Raw genomic sequence first — 13,086 nt, 5'->3', positions numbered from 1 at the left:
CCTCATCGTATAATATAGTTAACTATAGCACCCGAATCAAAAAAACCTTGATAACCCTTTAATCATGTGATGCTGAGTTGAATCCCGAGCGGACTTTTCTTACGAGGCTGAGCTTGCGTACCTGCAGATGAATTGGTTCACCTCCAGGCAACTGCAGACCGCTGACAAAGAGATCTGCTCCACGCGGCTTCAGGGCTGTGGGGCGGATGAGTCTCCGGATCGGTTTGCCGTTTCGGTCGCGCTCGGTTGTTTCTGCCAGATCAGAAGATGATCGAAGAATCCGCTCGAGCAGGCGTACTTTTCCCATGTAGTCAATCCCGCGTGCCTCGTTACGTTCTTTCGGCAGATGCCTGCTGCTGATCTGTTCGGGGAGGAGTATCAGCTTCTGTTCCAGAAGGTGCTCCATGAGCTCCCGGGAGTCCTGCTCGGTGATTTTAGCGTGAATCAGCTCAATTCCCGGACTTTGGTTCCCGCTTTTTATTGGAGTATCTGTTATATGGCTCTTCGAGCTGCTCGGTTTCTGCTTCTGAGTGTGGAGAAAAACGGACTCTGGCAGGAGCGGGAAATGATACGCTGTTTCTATGCCGGGCAGGCTTCTGCTGCGGGAGGGAATATTTCCGAGCCCGGCGTCAGCGAAGGCGGCTTGCACCTCACGCTGACTACCGCGCATAAGATATACACCTGGGGCGAGTATTTCCTGAATCAGGCGTGAGATGTTGTGGTGATGTTCGATAATATGGCGCCTTTGTTCATCAGCCTTGAGAATTGTTCCCGAGTACAGAGAAAGACTGCGGCCTTCTGTCTCCCAGAGCTCCAGCGACATGGTGACATTCTGCGGTAGATTTCCCTTGCTGTACGTGGACAGGAGTTCAAAGGCCTCGGGTTCATGGATAAAGGCATGCAGGCATCGGTCCCGTGTCAGTTCGAACTGGGGATAAATATCACAGCGTCTCGGTTCCAGCAGGCTCGCCAGGGGGAGAAGTTTGCCAATGGGGGCATTGTGGGTAATGGTTACCTCGAAGGAGGGTTGAACGATGACAGATTCTTCCTCGGCTGCAATATCTACCGGGTTATCCGAAGCTATCACTGATGAAAGCTCTGCACTGATGCAATGCTCCTCACCGTCAGGCCAGAGAATTCCGAGGCTGCACAGGGCTCTGTAGGTGTCTGCTGTCCAGCTTGCAGAAGGACCGTTGCATGCAGTAAAAGAAAACTGCAGGGCAGAGATAAGGTCCTTGATCAGATAACGGCTGGAGGGCTGCAGCAGGGACAGAAAGGCATGGCAGCCCCTGGCAGTAGCTTCGAGCTGGCGGGATTCCGGTACTATCATTCCCGCAGCAAGGTAGGCCAGGGCCTGTTTGCGGGGAAGTTTGAGAAATTTCTCCCAGGCAGGGCGCGAGGACATGTAGGCAGTAGAATCCTGATTCCCGGGTCTAAGTAATCCAATGGCGGCTAATGCATGAATAATGCTTTCTATAGCCGTTCCGAGAACTCCTTTGGCGGGAAACTGGAAGAATATTCCCTCCAGCAATTCCATGTCCTTTTTCCGGATTCCGCCACTCTGCTTGAAAATCTGCTGGGGGTGGCGGAAGAAGGAGTAGAATGTAAACCAGGCAGCCTCATTCATGGGACAGCCTGGAGCTGCAGCCGTGAGCTGTTCAAATGGAAGAATGCGTGACATGTTGACTGCATGTTCCTGCAGCAGGGGTCGGAGTATTGGATTCAGTTGAATACTTTTACTGTCGGGATCTATTACAATCAGCATCCGGTCTTCCAGATTAAGCATTCTTTGATGGATTTCGACTGGACTGAGCCTGCCGTGGAAAATCTGCTGGGCCCTCTCGGGAGAGAAGCTGGCAGAGATATCAATGACCGTGAGCCAGTAGCTGTCGTCCTGGTCTATGAGATCTACTATGCGCTGCTGCACCTCAGGACGTCGCAGGAAATTACACAGATCGCTGCAGAGTTCCTGTTTACGGAAAGGGGTGGATACCGGGCCCAGGTATGTACGGTATATATCGAAAAATGCGCTGTCGGGCAGGGACATCAGGTATCTTTTGAATAGCTCTTCGCTCATGACATGTACAGCTTATACTTCGGGGTCATAGAGTTCAATATGGTACTTGTAGCCCTGTTCGGTGAGAAATTTCTGTCTGTTTGCACTGAATTGCTCCTCTGTAGTGAATCTGCTGATCAGTGAATAGAAAAAAGCGCTGCGGGTTTTAGGCCTGAGTATGCGGCCAAGCCGCTGGGCTTCTTCCTGGCGGGATCCGAAGGTTCCGGAAACCTGGATTGCCATGGATGCATCCGGTAGGTCAATCGCAAAGTTTGCCACCTTGGAGACAACAATTACCCGAACCTCTCCATCGCGGAAGCTCTGGTAGATTTCCTCCCTTTTCTGATTCGGTGTGCTGCCGGTAATCAAGGGCGCTTGCAGTTCTTCTGCGAGTTCTTTCAGCTGATTGACATACTGTCCGATTACAAGAATCGCGTCCTCGGGGTGTTTCGCGATCAGCTGACGGGCGGCCTCGATCTTGAGAGGGTTTTCGCTGGCAATACGGAATTTTGCACGCTTGTCAGCGATTGCGTAGGGTATCTGCAGATCCTGCGGAAGAGGGAGGCGGATTTCTATGCATTCTGCAGCAGCGATCCATCCCCTTGCTTCAAGTTCTTTCCAGGGAACATCATAGCGCTTGGGACCGACGAGACTGAATACATCTCCCTCCAGGCCATCCTCGCGCACAAGTGTAGCGGTGAGTCCCAGTCTGCGTACAGCCTGAATTTCTGCTGTAACCCTGAACATAGGAGCAGGCAGCAGGTGCACTTCATCGTAGATAATCAGACCCCAGCTCCGCTTGCTGAAAATCGAGAAGTGGGGAAAATCTGCATCTACATCCGGCCGCCATACAAGAATCTGATAGGTAGCAACGGTAATCGATCTGATTTCCTTGCGTTCCCCACTATATTCGCCGATGTCTTCCCGGGGTATATCGGTCTTGTCCAGCAACTCACGAATCCACTGATGAACAGCGGCAATATTGGTGGTCAGAATAAGGGTGCTGGTCTGGAGCTTGTACATAGCCTGAATGCCGACAACTGTTTTTCCGGCTCCGCAGGCCAGGACAACTGTTCCGAAGCCTGTTCCCGGCCGGCCATCGCCGGCGAAGTTTTCTACCGCGGCTTTCTGGTAATCACGGGCTTCGAATGGGCGTCCGGAAGCACTCGTGGTTCTGAGTGAGAAATGATAGTCGTCACCCTTGTTGAGCGGGGCCAGGTCTTCTACGGGATACCCGACATGGATAAGAAGTTGCTTTACGGTTCCCCGACGGTAGAGATGAACCAGGAATCCCTCCTCATCCGGGATTGCCAGTTTTGCGAGTTCACGGTTTTCCTTGAGCTCTGCCAGTACCCGGGGACTGTGCACTCGTAGGAGCAGCATATTTTCACCGGCTTCTGGAGCTGCTGTCTCCATGCTTATAAGACCATAGCGGTGATATAGATCACGGATAGTAAACAGCACGTTCTCGGGAATGGTGAATCGGCTGAAGCGGTGCAGATCACTTTCCATTGTCTCCAGGGTCAATCCTGCAGATGCACCGTTCCAGACGCTCAAGGGACTGATGCGGTAGGTGTGCATGTGTTCGGGTGATTTAACCAGCTCGGTAAAGCTGGCAATGGCGGCGCGAGCGTCTTCAGCACCGGGATCGTGTACATCAAGCAGAATAGATCCGTCACTCTGCACAATTAAGGGAGTTGCTTTGCTCATGAGTATCCAGAATACAGGAAATAGCTTGCAGGATGCAAGCAAGGGGATCATACTATAGCTATGAGTGAACGTACAGCCAAGATTTTTGTAATTGATACGAATGTGTTTATTCACCGTCCGGATGCGATAATGAGTTTCCGGGACAGTCAGATCGTCATTCCGCTGTGGGTGCTCGAGGAACTTGACAAGCTCAAGAGTTTCAGTGACGAACGGGGTCGAAATGCCCGTCATGCTATCCGCTTTCTTGAGAGTTCAAGTAAGGGAGGAAGGCTCAGCGAAGGTGTTAAACTGGAGAACGGTTCAATCCTTCGGGTTGAACTGGATCATGCCCGTGAGGTGCAGGCTGATCTCCAGCTGGACAAGAATGACAACAAGATTATTCTGGCCGCCTATATGCTGCAGCAGCAGGGGAACGAGGTGTTTTTTGTTTCCAAGGATATTAATGCCAGGGTCAAGGCGACCGCACTTGGTCTCCGTGCAGTAGACTATGAAAAACAGAAAGTCAACATTGACACCCTGTACTCGGGTTACAGCTATCATGATACCAGTGTCGAGAACATGGAGAGTCTCGAGCGGGACGGAGTTCTCAGCTGGAACGACCAGCTGATCCCGAATCATTTTATCGCCCTTCATGAGCATGGAAGTGAAGATTATACCATTTCCCGATATCGACCGGATCAGCAGTGTCTGTGTTTTGTTGATCATAAAATGCAGTCGGTCGCAGGGATCCGCCCGCTCAATGAGGAGCAGCTTATGGCCCTGGATCTTCTTATGGATGATTCAGTACAGCTCGTCACCCTTGTCGGCAAGGCAGGTACCGGAAAGACTCTACTGGCACTTGCTGCAGGTTTGAAAATGGTTATGGAGGACAAGAAGTACCAGCGGCTGCTGGTCAGCCGGCCGGTCGTCCCGATGGGGAAGGACATTGGCTATCTGCCCGGAGCGAAGAACGAGAAACTGTCCCACTGGATGCAGCCCTTGTTCGACAACCTTGAATTTATACTTGGGGTATACAAGAAACCAAATGTCAAAACACCGGACCAGCTGATCAATAACAAGATCATTGAACTCGAAGCGCTTTCATACATCAGGGGGCGCAGTCTGCCCGAACAGTACATAATAATCGATGAGGCCCAGAATCTTTCTCCGCATGAGGTGAAAACCATTGTGAGCAGGGCCGGACAGGGTTCCAAGGTTGTACTCACTGGAGATCCCTATCAGATTGACAGTCCGTATCTGGACTCAAGTTCAAACGGGCTTACGTATCTTGTGGAGACCTTCAAGGGTCAGGACCTGTTTGGTCACGTTACGCTCACCAAGAGCGAACGTAGCAGACTGGCCGAACTGGCAGCAGAGCTGCTCTGAAATTTTCCCGGCAGACCTCGGGAAAATTGCAGTTCAGACAGTGTTAACCGGATGCCCGGCAGCATAGGCACGAATGTTCCCGGCTACCGCAGCGATGACCCTCTGTCTGGCTTCAGTGCTGCCCCAGGCTATGTGCGGACTCAGGAGCAGGCGACCTTCCGGGACATCGAGGAGGCTGGACTCCTGTTCCAGGGGTTCGTTGGTGAATACATCTACAGCAGCCCCCCGGATTATACCTTCTCTCAGGGCTGCCGCCAGGTCATTTTCCTTGATTATGCCACCCCGGCCGACGTTTATAATCAGTGAATCCTTCTGCATAAGCCTGAGTTCTTTCAGACCGATGAGACCATTGGTCTTTTCGGTCAGCGGTGCATGAATAGAAATAATATCGGATTCTTTAAGGAGCTCATGCAGATCATGGCGGCAGTACTCCGGAGTGCGGTCCATTCCGCTGCTGGAATAATAGATTATCCGGCAGCCAAAGGCTGAGGCAATTTCTGCAGTTCTTTTCCCGATTGCCCCCATGCCGATAATTCCCCAGGTTTTTCCGGATAGTTCGAACCAGGGTCTGCCGAAATGTGTGAATACCGGGGCTTGAGAGTATTCACCTTCTGCAATGTATCTGTGGTAGTAATCAGTCTGCTGAAGCAGATTCAGGCAGAGATTGAAGGTATGCTGGGCCACACTGTCGGTTGAGTAGTCCCTTACGTTACAGACAAGAATTCCCAGTTCTGTCGCGGCATCAACATCGATATTATTGTAGCCGGTGGCAGTCAGGCAGATCAGACGCAGCTTGTCTGACAGTTCATGCAGCAGGCTGCGGTCAAAGATGATTTTGTTGGTTATAATAACGGCTTTGCCGTGGCACAGACGTATGACATCTTCTGTATCCGTCTGATCATAGATATCGATCTCACTGACGTCGTGAAGCTCCTGGAGTGAAATGTCATTACCGATAGTTAGTGCGTCAAGAAATACTGCTGAAGGTTTCATGTAATAAATATAACAAAAAATCAGATTTTCTGCAGTTGCAGACAGGGCATAAGCACCGTAGAATATATAGATATGGAAGTACCGGGAAATCAGGATCCGAATGAATATTGCCCCTGTTGTGGAGAATCGACGGGTTTGCCGGGTCTACCGTGTGCCTTCTGCGGCTATGCCCATGAGATCAGCCATGGTCCCAGCTATCACGAGGTATTTGATCTGCCCTTCCGCTGCATAGAGGTTCAGGATGCACTTGAGCGGCTGGACGAGATGCTGCTCATACTGGATGGAATAGACCGGGAGTTGGCTGAAGCCTGCCGTGTATTTTCTTCTTAATCTGCTCAAGCCCTTGCAGCGGGGGACCGATAATGTATGAGATGGGTGTATCAAATGCTCTTAAAATGAACTACCGCGCGCTGTTCCTCGTTGTCTTCGCGGTTCTGTGTGTTTCCGGCCTGTCAGCAGAGCTCGTTTTTTCTGACCTGCATGCTGGAGAAGATGACAGACTTCTGTTCTCCGCGACAGTCAGCGCTCCATCAACGGGGGAGTACAGAACTGCTTTTTCCGCCGATCTTCAGAGCGGCCGGATCCAGCAGCTCAGTGTCTTTCCCGAATATATCGCTTCAGTCAGTCCCGCCGGAATGGTTCGGGTTCAGAACCGCTTCGGACTTTTTTATCTGAATCCGGCTAACGGCAGCATTCATCCACAGACAATTCTACCGGCATTTGTGCATGGCGCCCAGGTTCAGTCCGGCAAGGTTCTGCCGGTTTCTTCATCTCCCAACGGCAGCTATTTTACCTATCTTGATCCTGTCAGTCCGGCTCACGGGCGCTTGATACTGCATGACACAGCTCGTGACAGGAATGTTGTACTGGCGGAAAGGGTTCCTTTGACCCTCGGCGATCCACCGGTGCGCTGGGCTCCAGACAGCTCTCTTCTTATATATAGCGAGAACGGGAAACTCTATTACTATTCACTTCTTCAGCATGAGAGGGGCCGGAGTCCTTCTTCTGATTTGCGACTACTTGGTCCTGGATCTATTTTCAGTGTTCAGTGGGGCAGATCGGGACATCTGTATTATGCGAGCGGAACAATTGTATATCGTGTGCTTCCTGGTGAGCTTTTCACCAGATCGATTTATCAGCAGGTACTGGCGATCGGTGAGATTGTCGGCAGGCTTCCTTTCGTCTTTGAATCGAATTTTGACCGGTTTTATATTTCTCCGGATGGCGATTCGCTGCTTTTTTCCAAAGCCGGCAGAAATCTGTTTTTTATCGATCTGAAAGAATCCGATTCAGGGCGCAGTACAGGAATAATTACACTGCCATATATGTATCTACCGCGCGGCAGCAGTATCGATCAGGTTCTCTGGTCCGCTGATAACATTATTACTATTGCTGCATCCTCACTCGAGAATGGACAGAACACAAGCAGGCTCTTCAGGGTTGTCGATGCAAATTTTTCAGCTATCCAGCAGAACGACATTCTGGGAATCAGTCTGAGTCCAGGGCAGGATCGGATTATTATCAGAACAAAGGACAGTGTGCAGCTTCGCAGATATCGTGACTGGACTCTTGTATCCGAGTTTTCTGCTCCCGGATCATATGACGCATTGTGGCTGAATGACAGGGAGATCCTGATCGCCGGGAAATATATCTATGAGCTGATTGATGTCAGCAGCGGGCAGAGGAGCTGGGCCGGTTTTACCCAGCCAGCTGCAATCGGCCTTGATGTGCACAGCCTGCAGCAGCTGGTTGCCGGCGGTGATGAAATCAGGGAGTGGAACCCACAGACCGGAACATGGAGAAGGCGGGAAAATTTCCTGATTGCAGATCCTCGAACGGCCAGCCGGAATTTCCGGGTGTATACCGAGAATCAGCCGGAGAGCAGCCGCTACCGTAATCTGATAATGCTCAGAGATTCGCAGGGCCTGCAGACACGTAGCTTGATTCCCAGGCCTGAACAGCGTTATGAAGAATTCCCGGCTCAGGATGATCCCGTCGATCAGCGTGTGTTTGCACATGGTTCACGGATCAGAAGGCGTGAGATTTCCCTGGTTTTTAATGCCATAGACAATGATGAGGGCTTGCTGCGAATTCTGCAGGTACTGAATGACTTCGAGATCAAGGCAACGTTTTTCCTGAACGGTGACTTTATAATCAGAAACCCCGCAGCTGCCAGGGATATTGCTGAAGCCGGACATGAAATCGGGAATCTGTTTCACAGTTATTTTGATATGACGGATGAGCGTTTTCAGATAACCAGTGATTTTATTCAGCAAGGCCTGGTCTTGAATGAGGATCTGTTTTTTGAAGCGACCGGCCGGGAGCTTTCTATGCTCTGGCATGCTCCCTATTATTATGTCAGTTCATCCCTGCTTTCAGCCGCCGAGGAATTGAATTATCAGTACATCGGCCGTGACGTTGATGCCCTTGACTGGGTGGCAAAAGGGTTGCAGGATGGTACACAGAGTATGTATCGACCGAGTGCAGAGCTTGTCGAGAGGATCGTTGACCTCAAAAAACCCGGTTCGATAATTGCAATGCGTATTGGTGTTCCGCACGCCGATCGTATTGATGGTGGAAGAGATGATTATTTGTTCCAGTATCTTGATATACTGGTTAACTCTTTGACAGAAAAAGGCTACAGTTTCGTTCCCGTGTCGACATTACGTGACCGGGTGCGATGATTGAGAGAAAGAAAGGGAGGCTGAGCATGGGATATTCCCGAAATGCACTGAACGCGTATAAAGAGACTCGTGTCCGGACTGCCAGTCGTGGAAAGCTCATTGTAATGTTGTATGACGAAGCAATTCGTCAGGTGGATGTTGCCATAGATATCCTGCAGCAGAAAACCCTGCAATACGATCAGGTGAATAGTGCGCTGACCAAGGCGAAGGACTGTATAACTGAACTCATGGTTTCAGTTGATTTCGAGCAGGGCGGGGAGATCGCAAAAAATCTTTTCAGCCTGTATAACTATTTCAGTCATCAGCTGCTCGAAGCTAATATTCAGAAGAATGCTGAAATACTGATTCCGCTCCGCAGACAGATGAGTACACTGCGGGATGCATGGGCGGAAATCGCCGGAAAAGCCCAGGACGGCAGCTCCATGGGTGGTGTGAACGTAGCTGGCTGATGAGCGGCGATATATCACAGCATGAAGCCATACTAAGACGGCTGAGGAAACTGCTCGAACAGCAGCGCAGCCGCTTTCAGGACTACCTCGACGTTCTGGATTCGCAATACGAGCATCTGGAAGCAGACAGCCTGGAAGGGCTGGAATCCAGGCTCTCTCTCGAGACAGAGATTCTTGAACAGTTAATTGAAACACAGAAAACGATTGCTCCTCTTGAGCAGATGTACCGCCGCCAGCCAGGTGCCGGACAGCTACCTTCGGATATTCTGAATATGCAGCAGAATCTGACGGGTTTGCGTGAGCGCATAGCGCGGCGGACAGAACAGAATCATGTAAAACTTGTGGAAAAGGCCGAATTACTCGGAAAAAAGATTACTGATCTGCGGATTCCCAAGCGCTATACCTCTCCATATGCCGGACAAAGCAGCGCTCAGATGCTGGATATTCACGGCTGAAACCCCTATTATTGAGGCATGAATCAGGAAAGCCTCTTTATACTGGATGGATACAGTGTTATCTATCGATCATATTTCGCCTTCATTCGAAGCCCGCTCCGGAATTCCAGGGGTGAAAACACCTCTGCCTTGTTCGGTTTTGCCAGGACTATCCTTCAGCTCTTCCAGCGTTACAGTCCTGGATATTTCGCAGTTGCTCTGGATTCAATCGGTCCTACATTCCGGCATGAGCAGTATCCCCCCTACAAGCAGACCAGAGATAAAACTCCGGATGATCTGATTTCCCAGATACCGCTGATCGAATCATTTCTGGATGCCCTCGGAGTTCCCCAGATACGGGTTGAAGGCTATGAAGCCGATGACATTATGGCAAGCTATGCACGCCTGGCCAGAGACTGCGGAATGAACTGTTACGTTGTATCCGGGGACAAGGATTTGTTGCAGCTTGTTGCAGGATCTGTAAAAATTCTCAAACCCGAGAAGGGTGGCCTCACAGAAATGGGCCGGGAAGAGGTTCGCGATGCGTGGGGTGTCAAACCTGAGCAGATTCTTGATTATCTATCGCTGGTCGGTGACAGTGCCGACAACATTCCGGGGGTAAAGGGCATTGGTGCTAAAACTGCTGCAGCTCTCCTTGCTGATTATCAGGATATGGATGATATCTACGCCAATATAGAAAAAATCAGCTCGAAAAGTCAGCGGAGTAAACTTGCAGAAGATCGTGAGAATGCCTATATGAGCCGTGAACTTGTCAGGCTTGTAGAAGATATGGAGCTTCCCTTATCACTTGAAGAGCTTCATGTACCCGAGCTCAGGTTTGCCGCCGCTGCCGGAATACTCGAGGATGCAGAAGTCGGATCGATAGCCGCTGAGCTGCGCAACCGTGCTGCCGCTGCCGGAAATTCAGCAACAGGAAATCCAGTCAGCGGCGAATCTGCTCCCGTTACACCAGCCGTCAGCGAAACAACTGAAGCTGCACAAACACCGGGCAGTCAGCAGCAGCAGGGGGATTATATCCTCGTAGACAATATAAAGAAGCTTGAGGAGCAGGTGCAGGCTGCCCGTAAGGCAGGAGTCTGCGCCTTCGATACCGAGACTGATTCTCTTGATGATATGACAGCCAACCTGGTGGGATTTTCCATGAGTTCAGAACCCGGGAGCGGCTGTTATTGCCCCCTGAAAGGGCCTGATGGACCAGTGCTGGCACTGGATGCAGTAGTTGAGACCCTACAGCCCCTGTTCGATGATGACTCAATCTGCCTGGTTTTCCAGAATGCAAAATATGATTACAAGGTGCTGCAGCGCCATGGACTTCGAATCCGGTCCATTGGATTCGATACCCTGCCAGCAGCCTGGGTCCTTGATGCATCTTCCAACAGCTTCGGTATGGATGCCCTTGCCGAGCGTTACCTGCAGTACAGCACCAGTAAATATTCCGATGTAGTGCCGAAAAACAGCAGTTTTGACCAGGTGGCTATGGAAAATGCAGTGCAGTATGCTGCTGAGGATGCAGATATTACCCTGCGTCTCTACACCGTATTCCGGCAGCAGCTTGCACAGCGGAAGCTGGAAAAAGTGTATTATGAGCTTGAACTGCCATTGATCCGTGTTCTGGCTGAAATGGAGCTTGCGGGAATTTCCGTCGATGTTCCGTATCTGGATGCGCTCGGCGCAGAGCTGGAAAAGCGTCTTGAACAGATCACTGCAGATATCTACGAACTTGTGGGCTACGAATTCAATATCAACAGTACGCAGCAGCTGCAGCAGGTGCTTTTTGAAGAAAGGAAACTCAAGCCGATCAAGAAAACCAAATCAGGGTATTCCACCGATGTTTCGGTGCTTCAGGAACTGGCAGCCGAGGATCCTGTACCGCAGCACGTCCTGCAGTACCGTCAGCTGGCCAAACTCAAATCGACCTATGTAGACAGTCTGCCGAAGCTGGTAAACCCTGAAACAGGAAGGCTTCACACCCATTACCATCAGACAGGAACTGCAACCGGGCGTCTGTCCAGCAAGGACCCCAATCTGCAGAACATTCCTATCCGTGAGGATGAGGGACGTAAAATCCGCGAGGCATTCAAGCCGGCAGATGGACATGTCTTTGTCAGTGCGGATTACTCCCAGATAGAACTGGTGGTACTTGCTCATCTCAGTGACGACCCCGGATTGAAGGCGGCCTTTACCAGTGGTGAGGATGTGCACCGCAGTACCGGATCACTGATCTTCGGAGTAAGTCCTGATGAGGTAAGTTCCGAGCAGCGGAGAATTGCTAAAACCATCAACTTTGGCGTAATGTATGGAATGTCCGCTTTCAGATTGAGCCGGGATCTAGGTATATCCAGGAAGGAGGCGGATCATTTCATACAGTCATATTTTGCTACCTATCCAGCCATTCAGAGATTTATTCAGGAAACCGTTCACAAGGCAGAGGAGAGTGGCCACACAACTACACTGATGGGACATGAGAGGGTTCTTCCGGCAATCAACAGCAAGAACAAGATGGAAAAAAGCGGGGCTGAGCGGGTAGCTGTTAATACACCCATACAGGGTACGGCGGCCGATATAGTCAAGCTTGCCATGCTCCGCGTAGACCAGAGGCTGCAGAAAGAGGGCCTCAAGAGCCGTATGCTGCTGCAGGTTCATGATGAATTGATACTCGAGTGTCCACTTGAGGAAGCTGACCGTATAGAGGCAATACTGGCGGAGGAAATGCCTGCTGCTATGGAACTCAGTGTTCCTCTGCAGGTAAGTATCGAACGGGGAAAGAGTTGGGGAGACATGCACTGATGGTCCTCGGTCTCAGCGGGAAGTACTGTGCGGGGAAAAGCAGTGCTTCAGCCTACCTCAGAAGTAAAGGCTGGCAGCATATTGATGTCGACCAGGTGGGGCACCGGCAGCTTGAAGCTCATTCTGCCGAGGCTGCTGAACTTTTCGGAAAGGAAATTATTCATGCTGATGGCTCGGTAAATCGCAAGGAGCTCGGCCGAATGGTGTTTTCAGACCCGGAAAAGCGCCGTCAGCTTGAGACTCTGCTGCACCCCGCGATGGTTGAAGAAATCCGTGTCCGGATTTCAGCGAAACCTGAAGCTGATTTTGTCCTGGATGCAGCCCTGCTGTTTACTATGGGGCTGGATAAACTCTGTGACAGGGTGCTGATTATTGACGCACCCCTGCTCAAGCGCTGGCTGCGTGCCAGAATACGCGACGGGAGATCAATTCCTGATTTTATTGCGAGGAACAGGGCACAGAAGCATATTGTTTCTCAAGCCCGGGACTCAGAAGCCGATATTCAAAGGGTATCGAACCGCGGGTTCCGCTGTAGTTTCTACCGAGCGCTCGAGCGCCGGCTGCCGCGCTGAATCAGGAAGAGGGAA

Annotated in this window: 10 protein-coding genes; 7 read left to right on the top strand and 3 right to left on the bottom strand. The window is 51.0% G+C overall.

Features of this window, described 5'->3' with window-relative positions; all coding sequences use genetic code 11:
• Positions 1-58: 58 nt before the first annotated feature.
• Both ACYQ2L_RS04415 and ACYQ2L_RS04410 read right to left on the bottom strand, forming a co-directional pair.
• Positions 59-2,077, bottom strand: a complete 2,019-nt coding sequence (locus ACYQ2L_RS04415; protein WP_460051512.1) for a hypothetical protein — start codon at positions 2,075-2,077, stop codon at positions 59-61.
• A 12-nt stretch (positions 2,078-2,089) separates the two neighbouring features.
• A complete protein-coding gene (locus tag ACYQ2L_RS04410) occupies positions 2,090-3,766 on the bottom strand; it encodes a DNA repair helicase XPB (protein WP_460051509.1) in 1,677 nt (558 codons plus the stop codon).
• A 60-nt stretch (positions 3,767-3,826) separates the two neighbouring features.
• On the opposite strand from ACYQ2L_RS04410, the gene ACYQ2L_RS04405 reads away from it, so the two are divergent.
• Positions 3,827-5,131 carry a PhoH family protein gene (locus ACYQ2L_RS04405; protein ID WP_460051506.1) on the top strand — a complete coding sequence of 435 codons (1,305 nt, stop codon included), beginning with the start codon at positions 3,827-3,829 and terminating at the stop codon, positions 5,129-5,131.
• A gap of 33 nt (positions 5,132-5,164) precedes the next feature.
• On the opposite strand, the gene ACYQ2L_RS04400 is transcribed toward ACYQ2L_RS04405, so the two are convergent.
• A complete protein-coding gene (locus ACYQ2L_RS04400; RefSeq protein WP_460051504.1) occupies positions 5,165-6,124 on the bottom strand; it encodes an NAD(P)-dependent oxidoreductase in 960 nt (319 codons plus the stop codon).
• A 72-nt stretch (positions 6,125-6,196) separates the two neighbouring features.
• Between ACYQ2L_RS04400 and ACYQ2L_RS04395 the strand changes: the two genes are divergently transcribed.
• Genes ACYQ2L_RS04395 through coaE form a run of 6 tightly spaced genes read left to right on the top strand, consistent with a single transcriptional unit; the run spans position 6,197 to position 13,071 of the window.
• Complete coding sequence (locus ACYQ2L_RS04395) at positions 6,197-6,454, top strand: hypothetical protein (RefSeq protein ID WP_460051501.1); 258 nt, start codon at positions 6,197-6,199, stop codon at positions 6,452-6,454.
• A gap of 41 nt (positions 6,455-6,495) precedes the next feature.
• Complete coding sequence (locus tag ACYQ2L_RS04390; protein WP_460051499.1) at positions 6,496-8,808, top strand: polysaccharide deacetylase family protein; 2,313 nt, start codon at positions 6,496-6,498, stop codon at positions 8,806-8,808.
• 26 nt (positions 8,809-8,834) lie between these two features.
• Complete coding sequence (fliS, locus tag ACYQ2L_RS04385) at positions 8,835-9,257, top strand: flagellar export chaperone FliS (protein ID WP_460051497.1); 423 nt, start codon at positions 8,835-8,837, stop codon at positions 9,255-9,257.
• Positions 9,257-9,712: a hypothetical protein gene (locus ACYQ2L_RS04380; RefSeq protein WP_460051489.1), complete on the top strand. Its 456-nt coding sequence runs from the start codon at positions 9,257-9,259 to the stop codon at positions 9,710-9,712. The genes fliS and ACYQ2L_RS04380 overlap by 1 nt, the downstream gene beginning before the upstream one ends.
• Positions 9,713-9,730: 18 nt before the next feature.
• Positions 9,731-12,499: a DNA polymerase I gene (gene polA, locus ACYQ2L_RS04375; protein ID WP_460051487.1), complete on the top strand. Its 2,769-nt coding sequence runs from the start codon at positions 9,731-9,733 to the stop codon at positions 12,497-12,499.
• A complete protein-coding gene (coaE, locus tag ACYQ2L_RS04370) occupies positions 12,499-13,071 on the top strand; it encodes a dephospho-CoA kinase (RefSeq protein ID WP_460051484.1) in 573 nt (190 codons plus the stop codon). Before polA ends, coaE begins: the two co-directional genes overlap by 1 nt.
• Positions 13,072-13,086 lie beyond the last annotated feature (15 nt).

It is taken from the genome of Spirochaeta dissipatitropha, assembly GCF_054657935.1.
This window is presented reverse-complemented; position numbering and strand designations above follow the sequence as displayed.